Consider the following 16147-nt stretch of genomic DNA (forward strand, 5'->3'; position numbering starts at 1 on the left):
GGAACTCGCCGGGACCGGACTCATCGGCACGTTCGTCGAGATGGAGGTCCTGGCGCTTCACCTTCGGCGACGAGCCGTCGCGGTGAGCGTTGAACCAGTTGCGTAGCGCTGTTTGGCCAATACCCGCTGCGGCTTGGCATACCGGCGAACGGCCACCCCTCGCGCGACAGCCGGCCGCAGCGGCTCACCTGCTGGCGGTGGCCCTGCGCTGATCCGGCCCACGCTGCGCCCTGCGTCCGGCACACCGTCAAGGACACCGCCGCGGACCACGCCGTACGGGCGCACCGCGCGCGTGCGGCGCCGACGGAGCGCCGACCGCCGCCCTGCCGACAGCCCTGCCTTCAGCAGCAACGCCTGCGCCCTCGTCTCCTACCGCAGGCTCTCCAGCCAGACCACCGCTATCAAGGGGAGAGGTGACAGCCCGCCCGCCTACTCTGAGGCCGTGATGACAACGGCTGCCATTCTCGATCAGTTCGACCACTGCGCCGACGAAGCCACGTTCCCCGATCTGGCCAACGCTTACTACTACCCGGTCGACGTTCGCATGTCCCTGTTCCACCGTCCTGGCGAGTGGGGGATGGTGGTGGAACTGCTGGGCTACTCGCCCCGGACACGGAACCTCACAGACATACTGCACGTCTTCGGCAACTGCCTCACCCGTGGCGAGCCGGGCTTCTGCAACGACGACTTCTTCGACCGCATCGAGAACATCGACGAGCTCACCGAAGACGGCAGGAGCTACCGCGGCAGCCGCTTCGCTCGGGTCCAAGGTCGGGCACTCCCCATCACCGGCGAACAGGGAGCACCTCTCATCGACATCCTGCGGTCGCTCGTAGCGAAGGACCGAAGCTCGTTCCTCGCAAATGATCACGAACTGCGCACCAGGCTGCCCGCACACGTACCCCTGGTCCTCCAGCTCGATGAGTGGCAGCAGCCACACGATCTCGGTGATTCCGTTCCGAGCGATCACGAGACCTTCCAGCGGATCGCCGAAGTACTCGCCACCGGCGATCCCTCTCGCTACCGACTTCAACGCCCATCGAACACTCACTGGTCAGCCTGGCCGGAAGCCGGAAAACTGTGACGCGCGACCAGCCAATCCCCGGGGGTATTTGATTTGCTGGGTGATGGCAAATCGCTCCGGCCGTACGATTGATTTGACGGTGGGATTCACCCGTAGGCGGCGATTTGCTGCGTGCGTGCCGTCGCCACTTAGGGCCAGCCGATTTTGATGAGGGCGGACAGCTTTGAGACGGTTGCCGTCCCGGTGCCATCCCGCATCCCTTCCGGGCGCCGTCGGCCGCGTCGCCGCAGCCGGCGATGCCGACGTGTTGCCTGCTCACAAGCAGGCTGACCGCAGGATGGGTGTGTAGGCCAGGGGGCACATGCCTCGGCGGGACGCGTTTACAACGACGCCAAGCATCTCGCACGAGATGACCATGCCGACGTCGGCCGTCGCGTTGCCACCGCTCCTGAGCGAGAGGAACCCACCCGCCCGGAACGCTCCCACCGGCCTTGCTGCACCACCTGGGCTGCTGGCTGCGCGCGGCGCACAAGCCCAGCCCCGCTCACCATGCGGGCGGATAGCCTGCTCCATCACTGCGTTTGCTGACTTCAAGGAGATGTCGAGGCCGTGGACGGTGTTCGGTGGCTCGCGACAGGGGACTATTTCGAGCTGGGCTACTGGGTGCTGTTGGCGCGCGGCTTGGAGTCGGCCGAGTTGATACGACGCCTCGAGCCCGTCACGCCTGTGCCTGAGTCGGTGACGCGGTGGGGCGTGGACGCCATCGAGGATGAATACGACGGTGTGGTGATGAGGGCCGGCGCCAGCGTGGGCTGGGCGTTCGGGATCGTAGAGGGTGGTCCCGTTGGTCGAGCGCCGAATCAGGCTGTGGAGGCGCTGTCGGCCGGTACGTCGGCTGTGGAGCTGTGGCGGACGGTCAACGCCGACACGGGTTGTGCCTTCGCCGAGAACGGGCGGACGATATGCCGTTTCGAACCAGGCCGTGAGCACGAGCGTGCGGGAACCGAACCGGACCGTCTGTTGCCCGTCCTGCGACGCGCCGGACTCGTCCTGCCCGACGGGTCGACGCCCTTCGAGCACGGGCACGACGTCCCGGTGCGACCTCTCATCTGGATGTCACCGACTGCTCTCATTGAGATGTTATGGGTCCCTGCTGGTCGGAGCGTGGAAGCGGTGACATTAACTGAGAGATCTTGGTGACATCGCATGAGAATCCCCAGCGCGCTGAGGTGAGAGAGCCAGGGGTGCGATGCTCTGACCTGCAGTTTTGTTAGTTGATCTTCCTCGCGGTGTGAGCGATTGTCAGTGTCGGGTGTGATGATAGATGTCGTGACGCAGACGAATCCCACCGTCCCCTTGCCGCCGTCTGAAGGGTTTCCCGGCGACAGTGCTTTGGCCGCCGACGCCTGGATACCCTGCGATGCCGACGAGGGTCTGAGGGCACCGGTGTCTCCGGGTTCGCCGGGGCGAGTGCCGCACGGGGAAGATCTCGATCTCCATATCGGGTGGGACCGCTTCGAGAAGCTCCTTCTGGCTCTCTCGCACCGCATGCTGGGCTTGCGAGGGATGAAGTTCCGGCGTTACGGCGTCCAGGGCCAGAAACAGCACGGGATCGACCTGGCGGGAAGGGACGCAGACGGCAGCTACACCGTTGTCCAGTGCAAGGAGTACGCCTCTTTCACCGCTAGGGACTTGCGGGATGCGGTCGAAGAGTTCGCCCGCGGGCGGCGTCCTTTCGGCGCGAGCCGATTCATCGTGGCGACGTCTGCCTCGACCGAACCGACACAGGTGAACGACGAGCTGCATGCGTTGCGGCGTGAGTATCCAGATCTGGAGCTGGACCTGTGGGGGTCCGTGCAGATCAACGAGTATCTTCGCTACAACGCTGACATCGTCACCCAGTTCTGGACGCGAGAGACGGCGACCGACTTTTGCACTGGGGCCCCGTTGCCTGGCGTGCCGGCGCCGCCACCCGACCGGCAGGCTCTGGCCGAGCGTGTGTTGGTCGGTCCTCTCAAGACCGACGACGTGAGGCCGATCCTGCGCGAAGCGGACAGCACACGGGCCGAGGCACCGGCGGAAGCGGCCCGCCTCTACGGAACTTTGGCAACCCGCCTGCACGACGCCGGATACCGCAGTCACGCCGCTGTTCTGCGCAGGAAGCAGCTTGAGGCCCTTGAAGCAGCCGGGCTGTTCGACGACGGGGCGGACCTGGCGGCCGAGCTCGCAGCAGCAGCGCTTCATCAGGGCGACAGCTATCAGGCACGGATTCTGTCTCATGTGCTCGACGAGCTCGCTCGCAAGGCAGCAAACGACGGCACCGAGCGTGCGACGGCCGCGGCACAGCAAGCCGCGTTGATCAGCGCGGCTGACCAGGACGTGGCGCACCCGTTGACCCTGGAGCGACTGCAGCCCGTGTTGGCGGCTGCCACGGCTGAACCGTTCAACTATCAGCCTCTCCTGGTGCTCATGCTCGCCGAATACGCTCTTGCAACGCAGCCACACACCTTGCAAGGCCTCGACCGTCTCATCACAGCAGCCCTCGCGCAGATCGAACAGCAGCCTTCACTGCGGGTGGACCGGGACATGGCCCTGCGCCTGCGGCTGCTCAAAGCCGAGTACGACAAGGCGGAACGACAGAATCTGCTGCGTGAGGCACGGCAACACCGGCTCACCGGCCGGCAGGTGGCGCTCGTCAGCGCGCGGGAAGCGCGACGGTGTGCGCTCGAGGGTCGTGCGGAAGAGGCCCTGGAAGGGTGGAGAGACGCCGTCCACCACGGCATCCTGGCCGGGCTCGCGGAGGAGGCCGCCGACTGGCTCTACGCCATCCGCATGGTCAACGTCTACTACGGACCCTGGACGATCGAGATCGATGACGAACACCGCCTGGCGCAGTCCCTGCGCAGCACAGGCACCGACCGTCTGCTGGACCGCGTACGCGACCCCAAGACCCACGCCCTGTCCGCTGTGGTCAGCAGCTGGCCCACCGAGGCTGTTCAGGCGGCACGCCGGTGGCTGACAGACAGCGTGGTCACGGGCAGCTGGGCCGACGAGGATGAAGCCGTGACGCTCCTGGGCGACCTCTACCGCGACAATAACGAACCCGACGCAGCAGCCGTTTGCTATCAGCGCGCGGGCAAGGGTGACAAACTCAAGCAGCTCACTAAGAGCGCCGGTAGCCACCCGCTTCCCGTCGTTTCCGGAAGAAACGAGCCTTGGTGGGTTCTGAAGGCCCGCGCGGTCCTCATCGCAGAGCAAGGCGACCTGGCCGACGACGCGTCGGCGCAAGGCCACCTCGACGAGATGCTGGACCTGGCAGCCCGGGGCAGGAACGGCGAGCTCGTCGATTCGCCCACCCGGCAACTCACCACCCAGGCAGCGAAAACCGCCTGCGCGCTCGCACCGCGAAGCACGCACGAACAGGCCGTTGCACTCCTGGACCTGCTTGCCCCGGATGTCCCCCGCGCCCGGTCCCACTACAGGCACACCGACGAATCCCACGCAACGGCCTGCCTCGCCATCGCCGACACCCATCCCGCGCTCGCCGTGCCAGCCCTGACCAGGCTCTTCGATCTTGCCGACGTCAACTGCGACGAAGCGCTGCGCGCCCTCGCTGACGACCAGGCGCTGCTCCTGCTGGCTGCCCCGCTCACCGGCCGAGACCAGGCGCCGAAGGACTTTTTGCGGCACAGCCCGCTGAGTGAGACGGACCTCTGTGTATTCAGGGCGCGGGCCGACGAGCTGGCCTCGCGCGGACACTACCTGTCCGTCGTAATCCAGGCGACCGTCAACCCGAGCCATCCGGCAGTGCGCGAGCGTGCCGAAGCCGCCCGGGACCGCATTCTCCAGCGGCCTGAGCCGCACCCGTCCCACACGGCTCTGGGTAGCAACATGGTTCCCGACTCCTTCCTGGCCAGCCATCTGCCGCAGGCCGATCAAGAGGCATGCCTGGACAAACTCCTCGCCGTGACAGTCGATCACGGGGAGACGGCGAACAACCGCGCGGATGCCTTGCTCGGAGCCTGCAACCTCGTCTTGGATAAGGAACCGGCCATCCGGCGCGTCGCGTTCAACGCAAGTCGTCCCTTCGTGCTGGGTGAACTCGACGGAAGCCGGCTCGACGAGTTCACAGGCACCCCGCATCCCCTCAGCACACTCAAAATCAACTTCGGCACCGCGTCGCTCCGCGGCACAGGGCTGCGCCTGGCCGCAGCCTCCGCCACGACACCTGAAGAACAGAGCTGGGTCCGCGACCGGGCGATGGACATCCTGCGCAGCGAGGAGCCTTCAGACGTCGGACAGGCGGCCTGGACGCTCAGCCGCCTCCCGCCAGAGATCACGCAGAATGTGGACCCACGCCCCCTCGCAGCCCACGCCCACCCAGCCGTGCGACAGCTGAGCGCGGTTCTGTGCGTTCGGCGCCCACGCCAGCATGCTGATACGGCCCAGCTCCTGGCTGCGGACCCCGAGGTTCGAGTACGACGGACCCTGGCCGAAGCAGCCGCAAGCGCAGACCCCCAGTGTCGCGAAGAGACTACCGAACTGCTGGACCGCCTCAGTAAAGATCCTCACTTCCGTGTTCGCGTGGCAGCGAGCCCGCCCAAGGACAGGTGAAGTCCGCGCGGGCACGCTCCGGGTGAGGCCGGCGATGGCTGCGTCGTGGTCGCGAGCGATGCCTGCGGCGAGGGTGTGCAGGCTGGGCAGGTCGTCTCGCCGGACGGCATCGATCCATTCGGGCAGCCGCTCGCCCTGGCGCTCGGCGAGCATCTGGGTGAAGGACCGGACATGTCCGGTGAGGGCCTTGAGTTCGGGGCAGCCGGCCAGGACGGCTTTGAGCCGGAGGGGTTCGCCCTCGGTGAGGGCTTCCGGGCGGCTGAGGATCCACCTGGTCACCGCCCGGTGTGCCGGTGGCTGTGCGGTGACTGGACGGGGTGAGGTGCGCACATGTGGGGAGCACGATCCGGTGCCAGAGGCGATGAGAGGCCCCATGCGCGTGGGGAGCACTGCTCATGAACTGGGACGATTTCATTCGCCACGGACAAACCCCCAGCCGCTGGGGAAGCACTGAACGCCTCGACATTGGCGCGTGCACGATCGTCAACAAACCCCCACGCGTGTGTGGAGCACGTCTTGATCGATCCGGCGCCAGAGGCGATGACAGGCCTCATGCGCGGGGGAAGCAGGTCTTTTGCATGCCGGCGTGGCCCTCGGTGTCGGACAAACCCCCACGCGTGTGGGGAAGACCGGCATCAGCCGTCACGGTCCGCGCTCAAAACGGACAGACACCCACGCGTGTGGTGAAGGCTCCGGAGGGGCCCTGTGGGCTAGTTTTGTTGACTTTACCTGATCTTCGGTCCTAGGGAGGCCTTCGTCTTTTCTCGCTGGACGTCCCGGTAGACATCTGACGATCACGCTTCGTTCCAGAACGGCACTCTCCCTGAGAAGACCAGCCTTTCGGTCGGCTATCACGAGGCCCAGATCCATGGCTGAGGGCGCCAGGCGCCCCTCGCATGGCAGGTCCGGCCGGGGGGGATTGCCAGGGTGCGCTTGTCGGCGTTCGTTCGGGCCGCACACGTGTGGTGCGTTCGTTCATGCGCGGTTTCTTCGCTGGGCCCGGCGTGACGCGCGCGGCTGCTTGCGGGTGGTGGGCTGGGGTGGACGCGGCGGGTTCGGGCTGGGCTCGAGGCGGACGGAGACTAGTGCGGCAGCAAGCAGTCCGCTGTCGCTGGCCATGCTGATACAGCGGCTCAGCTGTGCCGGGGTCGCCATGAGTTTTCGGTGCGCGGGGGAGTCGTGGAGGGCCAGGCCGTATCCGTAAAGGACGAGGGCGCTGCCGCGGGCGCGTGCCGCGGCACGCCACTGGCTCGATGATCGCACCGTAGCGCGCGCGAGCACCGTGCCGTCGTCGTGTTCAAGGGACAGATCTTGGCCGGTGAGCACCGCGGTCAGATGCACGGGTGAGGGGATCGTGGCCTGGGCGCTGTTGAGACGCCGTAAGCCCTTGTCGCAGGCACGGTGAATCTGGAGTTCGATCGACTCGCCGTCGTCGTTCAAGGTGGCACCCAGCATCTGGTGTGGCTGCAGGAGGATGAGGGCTCTCGCAGAGGGAAGGAAGGCGCCTGCTTCTGGCAGCAGAAGATCAATCGTGGATCGCGGGGCGAGCCTGCCGTAGAGGGGATCCGTGGACAGGGCGAGCACAGCGTGGCAGCCTGCCTGTTCGTATACCGCATGAAAGGTCGGATCGTTCTTCAGTGCGGGCAGGATCTCATTGAAGACAGCATCACCGGCCTCCTGGTGGATGCGGTGGAACACCTCGCCCGCAGCGGCTGACAGCCGTGGCAGGAGGCCGGAGTAGATCCGCTCCCACACCGTGCCCGGGTCGTGCGGCTCGGTGAACGTCTTGTCGTTCAGCTGAGCGAACATCCGAAGGACGTCTGCATGATCGAAATCCTCGTTCACGACCCGCCAGCTGCTGTGGACCACGCGGAGCAGGGTGAACCGGGCTTCGTCGATGGCTGTCTCGTAGGCCGGGTTGTCGTTGATACTGGTTTCATTGAGCAGCCGGCCCAAAAGCTCCACCGCACGCCGCTCTCCGACCGTCACCCACTTCCATGCGCACTGGCAGCCGACGTTGTGCACCAAGTGATGGACGGCGAACCCGTGCAGCGTGTGGGGGCTGGCGTAGGGGAGAAAATCGTCAAAGGCGGAACTGGCCTCCTCCCACTTGTCCTGCATGACCAGCGCTTCGACCAGGAGGCGCTTGAGATCGGCTGCGCTGGCAGTCCACGGGTCGGCGAGTTCGGCCAGGGCGCTTCTCGTAGCGAGCTCGGCACGTTCGGCTTCGCCGGCGCCGAGCAGGGCCTGGATGGCCAACAGGTCCTGGGCCATGCGTGTCGTGTCGGTGGACAGCCGAGTGCCGGCGAGTGAGGTGAAGTCCTCAAGCAGCGTCTGCAACGCAGGATCTGGCTGGGTGCGCAGTTGCATGCGCAGAATTAGCGATGCCTGAGCAGCGACGTCGGCGACGTTCTCGGGCAGTACGCCGCCGAGCCCACGGAGGTAGGACAGCACAGGCTGCAGGTAGTCGGCCACACGACTGCTGGAATCGGCTTGCTTGCGCAGCTGAGCCAGGTGGGCAAGTGCCGTGCGCGCTTGAGCGGCCAGCCCGGGATCCGGCTCGCCCGCCCCGCGCAGCCACTCCAGCTCCAGCTCCAGCAGACGGTGCGCCGCGTCGTACTGGCCGTGGGCCAGGTGGAAGGAGGCGAGATTGCCCATGAGCAGGGCCGTGGGCCCGTCGGCCACCTCGGCCGCGCGGATACGCCCGACCAGCGCGGTGGCGTGCTGAGCCAGCTCCCAGCTGCGCTCCGCCTGGCCTGTGAGCAGGGCCCCGCGAAGCCAGCGGTCTGTGTGGAAGGCAAGAAGCGACAGGCCGCTCCTCGTCCACTCCTCCGGCGCTCCCAGGCGGCGGAGCACCAAATCCTGCATGACGGTGTTCATGGACACGGTGTCCTCACTACCGGGAAAGGACACACTGCGTGCCGGCAGTGGCTCGTCATAGCGCACCAGCGATACATTGAGCAGTTCGCGCATGACCTCCCTGACCGGGAGACGTGCTTCGTCGAGCACGGCCCAACCCGCAGACGGCAGGTCATCAGCGTCAGCGAACGCGCCCGCAAGCGCCAGATGGACGGGCGCCCGGCGCGGAGCGAGCCAGCACAGGGCAGTCACTGCGGCCAGAGTCGGCGGCAGAAGACCGCGGTCGCGGGCGCGGCTGAGCAAGCGTTCCAGACTCAAAGCGACAGCCGCCGCGAGAGTCCTCGGGTACCCGGCCGGAACCGACTGCTCGTCGTCGGCTGCCCGCTGGATCAGAGTGTCGGAGTAGACGGACAGCCGGCTCAACTCGATCCCACAACTGACCAGGTAGCCGCAAGCTACCTCGAGCGCCAGCGGCCAGTACTCCAAGGTGCGGGCCAGCTGAGACAGCGACGGCGCGTACCGAGCAGCCTCACTCTCGCTGAGATCCAGACGCAGACGTAGCAGCTCGAGTGCTTCACGGCTGCTCATAGGGCTCAGATCGATAAGCCGCTGAACACCGTGCCAGTGGCCGCCGAGAGAGGTGACAATGACCCGGCCTCGTCCACGGCGCGGAATCCAGGCACGGGCGACCGGCGCGCTCGCGTCGTCGAACACCATCAGCCACAGCCCCGGCCGACTCTGCAACTCAGCGTGAACGCGTTCACGCACCAGTCGCGGATCCCGTACATCTGCTGCTTCCGCCCGGCCGGTCAGATGCGCCAGCACGCGCGCGAACGACGCCACCAACGACTCCTCGCTCTCGGCGTCCACCCAGAGCACAGCGTCGTAGCGAAACCCTTGATCAGCGATGTGAGCTGCGGCAAGGCTGGACTTGCCCAGACCCGACAGCCCCGTAATCACGCACGTCCTCACCCCCTCAGCACCGACGCCACGCCACCGTACGCCCGCCGCCGAGGCGTCCGCGGCGTCCGTCGCGACCTCGACCTCGGCAGGAAAGAGTGCCTGCGCCACCTGATCGAGGAGGTCCGCGCGCTCCACCTCCGGCAGAGGCGGCACCTGCCCATAGACGATTCCGAGGTCCTGCCGCCCAAGAGCCGACACCAGTACGTCGTCACCAACTGCCACCGCTTGCCGAAAATCACGCACATCCCAATGTGCCAGGCTGGGGTCCGCCGCCCTTCGCATTACCTCGGCTACCAGATAGCCCAGCACCAGACCTCCGGACCGCGGTGAGAGCCCCAGCCCGGCTGACTCCCGCTCGGCACGCAGCGCACTGTTCAACTCTTCCCGCAGTTGCCCGTCCGAGCGGCCGTCGAACTCAATGTCAGCACGGCAAAGACGACCCCACTGCTGTTCCGACAGCGCCTGGCAGACACCCCAGACGGCCGGAGCCCGTACCAGCAGATCCTCTACCTGCGTTCGTAGGGAAACGACATCACCGCCATGACACCGCAGCAACTCGGCCAGTCGAAGAGCACCTTCGTCCGGCGCGGCCGAAGTGATCAACCGATACTGGTCGGCTTCGTAACCGGTGACCAGATGAACGAGCACCAGCACTGCCTCGCGTGCCTTCATGACGCGCCCCGCACCCGCGCTCTTGACCTGCACCGCCATGAGCGAGCGGCCGTCCGCGTCCGCCAGATCGAAGTCGACCGAATCGGCATGCTGCAACGACACAGAGACCCCAGGCCCCTCGACGCGGCACACAGCAGTCTTGCCGTCCCTCGCGCTGGCCAGCAATGCCTCCACCGTGCGCAGATATTGGTACTGGAACCCGCGAGCAGCAACCCGCCCACCGTCGAAAGCCATACGGACCCCCCTCTGCCGATGCAGGCAGGTTAGGCACGGTGGACGGCCACGGCCCCCTTGCTGCGCAGAGGCAGCAGAAGTTTTCGGCCGGGCAGCATTCGCCGCCCTGTCGAGTCTCCGGCGAGGGCAGAACCGGGCCCCGAAAATGGTGTTCGTCCGGCCCTGCCCGCGCCGCGGAGCGTCCTCACCAAGGGCGCAGTGCCGCGGCCCCGTCCCAACCTTCTGGCCGGGGGGCGCTCGGCCCGCCGCCCCGGCCAGCGCACTGGGCGGAATAGCATGAGGACAGGCCGGACCGGTGCTCTGCCGCAAGCGCCGAGACGGGTCTGGTTCCGTGCCGGGGAGAGGTTCATGCAGCAGGCAAAGCGGGGAGCGCTCGGCGGGGCGAGCAATGAGGCGGGCGCTAATCACCGTGCTGGTGTGGCAGCGCTGCTCGCCACATACGGCCTGCTGGGCGAGCCGGTTCCCTGGCTGCGCTCCGACGCGCGTCCTGTGCTGCTGCGCATGGAGGCAGACGTGCATGTTGATGACGTCGTTGTCGACCTCTCCGACGGCAGCCGCGCCTTCATGCAGGCCAAACTGACCGCGGGGAGCAAGGCCTTCGAGGAAACCGTCGACCAGTGGTGCCGGTCCGTCACCTCTGGTGAGTGCCGGCCGGGCGACGAGCTGCTGTTCGTGGTCGCCAAGACCACCACGACCTTCGACAGCCTGGCCGACGCCTTGACGGCCCGCCGCAGCGGCGCTTCCCTGACCGCTTCGGCAGCCAGGCGCATTGAGTGGCTGCGGCAACTGGCCGCCAGTCACGGGCTCGACGAGCCGGCGATGCAGCGACTGCTGGACGCGGCGGCGATCCGGGCCCTGGACGCCCGCGACAACGGCCCGCATGAGGCACTCGGCAGTGCCTGCCTGAATGCGGCCGTCGTTCCGGCAGGGCACGGTCAGGCAGCCTTCCGTGCCCTGCGCGCGGCCGCACGCGCACAAGCCGAGCAGCGCACCGCATCGGATCTCGCAGAATGGCGGGGCTGGCTCGCCACCGCACAACTGCCCCTCGTCGCTGACGCCGCAGGAAGCGCGGCGGCCCGGCTGGAGGCCCAGGAACAAGCAGTCGGCCGCTACCGAGAGGAATGGTCACAAAGGAAGGACGTCCTTCCTCTCGCCGACCTCGGGCTGGGGCTGACGTCCATGACCGTGCCCGGCATGACCAGAGGTCTGCGCGCGACAGCATCCGGCCAGAAGACCGGACGCGACAGACTGGCCGATACGGTGCGCCGACAGGGCCGCCTCTTCCTGGTGGGACGGCCGGGAGCGGGCAAGACGGTGGCATCCCGAGCCATCACGGCGTGCTGGGCCGGCAACGACCGGGCGCCCGTCCCGGTTTGGGTGCGCTTGCGTGATCTCACTCCTCTGCTGCCCGCCGCGGGTCCTTACCGGATCAACGCCCGTGACGTCGTCCGGGCGGCGGTGGGCGACGCGCAGCCACTACTGCATGAGGCACTGCTGGCGCGCATCGAGCAAGGCCACGCCCTCCTCGTGCTCGACGCGCTCGATGAGACCCTCGAGCGCCGTGATGCCGTCGTAGAGGCAGTAGCCGACCTTCTGGACCGCCTCCCCGAAGAGCTCGACGTGCTCGTCACCTCCCGGCACTCCTGCCTGCGCTCTGCCACACTGCTGAACCTGCCCGTCTACGAACTGCAGGCCCCTTGGCACCTGGACGACACGCTCGACCAGCTCCTGAGCGTCCTAGCCGACCGGCTTGGCGACCAAGCGGGGGCAGCCGAGTGGACGGCGCAGCGCAGGGCCCGCATTGCACACTCCCGCCGCGCCGAGCCCGATCTGTGGCGCGTGCCCCTGCTGGCCACCTTGATGGTGCTGCTCATCGCCCAGCAGCCGGCCAACACCGTCCCTTCAGGCCGAGCTACCCTCCTCAAGGAAGTGATCGACAGCAGCGTGCGCCTGTGGGAGATGCGCCGGGCGGCCTCGACGGTGCCGGACACGGCCCCTGAGGTGACAGCCGACATCCTCGTGGACTGCTTCGACGACATCGCCCGCCTGGTCGCCGCGCACGGCAGCACCCCGTGGCAGCAGGCTCACGACGCGGTCAGCATCCGACTGCAGCAACACTGGGGAAAGCCGCCCGGCACAGCATCCGCCGCGGCACGGCACATTCTGGAGCACTGGGACGCCACGGCCGGCGTGTTCCTCTCCGACGCACCACAAGGCGTCCTTACCGCCCGCACACGCCTATTCGCCGAGATCGGCGAAGCCCGCTGGGCAATGAGAAGCCCCTCGGCTCTCACGACGTGGATGAACGAGGTCGTAGTCCAACGCCCGGAGTCCGCCCGGCTTGCCGCGAGCCTGTCACCGGCGGCCGCAAGCGCCCTCATCGCCCGCGTGCTGGAAACGGGCGGTGAACTACTGGACCTGGTTCACGCCGCCAGGACGGACGGAGCTGTCTTCGACGAGACATCTCTGCACGCCTACCGACAGGCCCAACTGGAGCGTGTGCAGGCCACTCCCGATCGCTATCCACCAGCTCCGCCCCATGTCGCCTTGGATCTCAGCGAAGGGCGCTCGCCCCGCGCCGAGCTCATCGTCCGCCTCGCAAGCGAGGACCTCGACGCGAAACAGACTGATCAGCTGCTCACTGCGGCAGCCGCTATGAGCCCGCGGTTCAAGGCCGTCATCGCTGCGCTGCGCGTGCACCACCAGGCCAGCCAACGCGGCACGGAAATGACGGACAGCGAGCTCGATGTGCTTCAGGAAGCTGTCGAAGTGCTCGCAGAAGACGGTGCACGGCAAGACCCGGGACGCGTCCACGGTTCCGACGGCCTCGTACACGCCGTCGTCACCCACCTCCTGCCACGCCGGCCGGAGGCTGCCTCAGCCCTGACCCACATCTGCTCCGACATCACCTTGGACACTCTGGAATGGCTCGAGACCGAGCTCCCACGGCTGGGCCACGCCATAGTCTTCAAAGCCATCAGGCAACTTGTCGCATCAGGCACGGACGCCGTGGCGTGGCTCGCCCAGTCGGCCAAGAACGCCCAAGCCCTCTTCGAACTACTGGCAGAGCTGGAAGACGCCCCCGTCGAGCTCACGCCGAGCCAGGCCTGGCACCTGGACGAGGCAGCCGCCTTCATCGACGCTCTCGCCGTCAAGGGCTTCAACGCGATGACCCCGCCCACGGCAGCACGGCAAGAACCCGAGCTGACCCGGTGCATCCTGCGTCTCGCCCTCGATGCCTTCGGCCACGACGGGCCGCTCGTCAGCGCCCAACTGCGCAGCCTGAGACAGGAGAATCCCGGACGGCCAGATTGGGGCCTTCTGTACCTGCCCAGCACCCGCACCCCCTCAACGGCACCTGCTGCCGTCGCCCTGGACGACGACCTCATCCTCCAACTCTTGCGTCACGGCAATGCCTGGCTTGTCGCCCTCACCCTCGCCCTGACAGCCGAATCCACCAACACGAACAGCCACCTCGCCGACCGCCTGAGCGCGGAACTGCCCTCCCTGAACGCACGGACCCGCATGCAGACGGCCAAGTTCCTCGCCGGCAGATGGCCCGAACGTGCCCTACCCGATGGCGACGCCGTCGTTCGGGCCGGAGCCGGCCAAGCTCGTACAACCGCCTATGCCGACTCCCAGCGCCACCGTGACGTCCAGCCACTGCTCGCCGACCCTGATCTGCTCGTCCGTGCCCAGGCCGCCCGCTGCCTGCGCGACGTCCCTCCGGCTGACCTCCTCCTGCTCGAACAGACCCTGGCACAGCCGGCGCAGCAGTGGACCTGCCTCGACTGCGACACAGCGATCCCCGCAGACGCAGGAAAGTGCAACCGCAACCACCCGCGCCCCACACCGCACATCACGTCTGAGCGACCGCACTGACGAGGGCCAACAAGAAGCGGCTCGACAACGGGTCAGCACCTGCCTCGTGCTGCCCCTCCGAATTCCCACCAGAGGGAGGCAGAGGCACCGTCCCAGCCAGCGTTACGGCTCACGGTGCCGACACAAGCCGCTGAACCAACGACGATCAGAAACGGCCGTCGGCACGCTCCGGGCGGCCACAGCGGCCGGGTCGGAGCGCCCCTACAGGCGACAATCTCGCCCAACGAAAAATGCTCCTTTGGACGGTCAAGGGGCCTTCCGGCGCGTCGCCGCTGCCCCAGATCGGCCTCGTCTGAGCCAAGCCGACGCGTCATGCCGCGCTTGAGGTTGTCGTAGCGCGTGGCCACAGCCCGATGACGCTTGAGCCGGTTGATCCCGCACTCGACCGCGTGGCGCTCGCGGTAGTCCGCCGGGTCGAAGCGCGGCGACCGGCCGCCGCAGGAGCCGAGCTTTGGGCGGTTGCGTGCCTGGTCGGCCTTATCCGGGATGGTGCAGCGAATCCCGCGGCGGCCACAGGTAGGCGCGGTTCTTCCCGGAGGCGTACGCCTTGTCCGCCCGCACCCGGTCGGGACGAACGCGTGGTCGGCCCGGCCCGATGCGGGGCACACGAACCTTATTCAGCACGGATTCGAACTGCGGCGAGTCTCCCCACTGCCCGGCCGTCACCATGATTGTCATGGGCTTCTGGCCCTGCTCGACGGCCAGGTGCAGCTTGGTGCTGAACCCGCCGCGCGAGCGGCCCAACCCGTGATCACGAGGCTCGGCGAACACGCCGCTCGGGGGCTCCTTCTGCAGATCACCCTGCTTGCGGGCCCCGGCCGCATGCTGATGGGCGCGGCAGACCGTTGAGCCGACGTTCAGGTTCCATGTGATCGCACCGTCCGCCTCGGCCAGAGACTGGAGGCGGGTGAGGATGCGGTGCCAGGTGCCGCTGCGCTGCCATCGGCGGAAGAGGTCGTAGACCCGTTCCAGGGTCCGTACTCGGCGGGGACGTCCCGCAACGGAACACCGGTCCGGACCCGGAACCGCATGCCGTCGATCAGCTGCCGCCGAGGCCAGATGGGGGCCGTCCCTCTCTTGTGCCCTTCGGCAACAACGGCTCCAGCACCGCCCACTGCTCGTCCGTAAGATCCCCCGCCTCGTGAACCGTGATCATTCACAGCCCAAGATCCACTTTCGATACAAGGCCTAGGTGTGCTGTCCGGGGAGGTTGGTGACGCGGCTGGCTGGTGTTTGGCCGCCGATGCCGGTGTGGGGTCGGTGGTAGTTGTACCAGTGAAGCCAGTCGGGGAACGCTGCTTGTCGTTCGGCGTCTGAGGTGTAGGGCTGATGGTAGGCCCATTCCTCTAGCAGGGTGCGGTGGAAGCGTTCGACCTTGCCGTTGGTCTGTGGCCGCCAGGGCCTCGTCCAGCGGGGGCTGATGCCCAGTTGGTGGCAGGTCTGGCGCCAGGTGTTCTTCGTGTAGGCCCAGGCGTTGTCGGTCAGGACCCGTTCGACGGTGATGCCCTGGGCGGCGAACCAGGCGGTGGCCCGCTGGAGGAATGCGGCGCAGGTCGGGGCGGTCTCGTCGGGGAGGTCTTCGGTGTAGGCCAGGCGTGAGTGATCGTCCAGGGCAGTGTGCAGGTAGGCATAGCCAGTTCCCGTGCGGTTGCGTCGGCCTTCGGCACGGCCCTGGGTGCGGTGCCCGCCGCCGTCGGGGATGCGGCCGAGTTTCTTGACGTCGATGTGGACCAGTTCGCCGGGCCGGGCGCGTTCGTAGCGGCGGACGGGTTCGCCGGTGGCCCGGTCGGTGGCGGCCAGAGGCGGCAGGCCGTGCCGGACCAGGATGCGGTGGGCGGTGGAGGCGGCAATGCCGCATCGAGCGGCCAGGCGGACCGGTCCGATCCGGTGTTCGCGCCG

The 16147-nt window shown here is 67.4% G+C and carries 8 protein-coding genes; 5 read left to right on the forward strand and 3 right to left on the reverse strand.

From position 1 onward, the window contains the following. Positions 1–442 precede the first annotated feature (442 nt). From AB0L21_RS23695 to AB0L21_RS23710, 4 genes are all read left to right on the forward strand, one after another. Positions 443–1084 (forward strand): hypothetical protein, encoded by a 642-nt coding sequence (locus tag AB0L21_RS23695; RefSeq protein ID WP_365786200.1) that lies wholly within the window; start codon positions 443–445, stop codon positions 1082–1084. 549 nt (positions 1085–1633) lie between these two features. After that, entirely contained in the window at positions 1634–2224 is a 591-nt protein-coding gene (locus AB0L21_RS23700; protein WP_365786202.1) for a DUF6461 domain-containing protein, read from the forward strand. A 129-nt stretch (positions 2225–2353) separates the two neighbouring features. Continuing rightward, complete coding sequence (locus AB0L21_RS23705; protein ID WP_365786204.1) at positions 2354–5638, forward strand: restriction endonuclease; 3285 nt, start codon at positions 2354–2356, stop codon at positions 5636–5638. Between the two features lie 45 nt (positions 5639–5683). Next, positions 5684–5959 carry a hypothetical protein gene (locus AB0L21_RS23710; RefSeq protein ID WP_365786207.1) on the forward strand — a complete coding sequence of 92 codons (276 nt, stop codon included), beginning with the start codon at positions 5684–5686 and terminating at the stop codon, positions 5957–5959. 654 nt (positions 5960–6613) lie between these two features. Here AB0L21_RS23710 and AB0L21_RS23715 read toward each other — a convergent pair. Further along, a complete protein-coding gene (locus AB0L21_RS23715; RefSeq protein ID WP_365786209.1) occupies positions 6614–10366 on the reverse strand; it encodes a hypothetical protein in 3753 nt (1250 codons plus the stop codon). Between the two features lie 348 nt (positions 10367–10714). Between AB0L21_RS23715 and AB0L21_RS23720 the strand changes: the two genes are divergently transcribed. Beyond that, positions 10715–14248 (forward strand): NACHT domain-containing protein, encoded by a 3534-nt coding sequence (locus tag AB0L21_RS23720; protein ID WP_365786211.1) that lies wholly within the window; start codon positions 10715–10717, stop codon positions 14246–14248. A 477-nt stretch (positions 14249–14725) separates the two neighbouring features. Here AB0L21_RS23720 and AB0L21_RS23725 read toward each other — a convergent pair whose 3' ends face one another. Both AB0L21_RS23725 and AB0L21_RS23730 read right to left on the reverse strand, forming a co-directional pair. Further along, on the reverse strand, positions 14726–15019 hold the full coding sequence (locus AB0L21_RS23725) for a transposase (protein ID WP_365786213.1): 294 nt from the start codon (positions 15017–15019) through the stop codon (positions 14726–14728). A gap of 417 nt (positions 15020–15436) precedes the next feature. After that, positions 15437–16147 (reverse strand): IS481 family transposase (locus AB0L21_RS23730; RefSeq protein ID WP_365786216.1); only part of this gene is annotated, 711 nt, incomplete at its 5' end.

The organism is Streptomyces sp. NPDC052721 (assembly GCF_040678315.1).
Taxonomy (GTDB): domain Bacteria; phylum Actinomycetota; class Actinomycetes; order Streptomycetales; family Streptomycetaceae; genus Streptomyces.

Excerpts from the sequence above, each read along its gene's own strand:
- AB0L21_RS23715 (WP_365786209.1), bottom strand. The coding sequence starts at position 10,366 with ATGGCTTTCGACGGTGGGCGGGTTGCTGCTCGCGGGTTCCAGTACCAA.
- AB0L21_RS23720 (WP_365786211.1), top strand. The coding sequence starts at position 10,715 with ATGCAGCAGGCAAAGCGGGGAGCGCTCGGCGGGGCGAGCAATGAGGCG.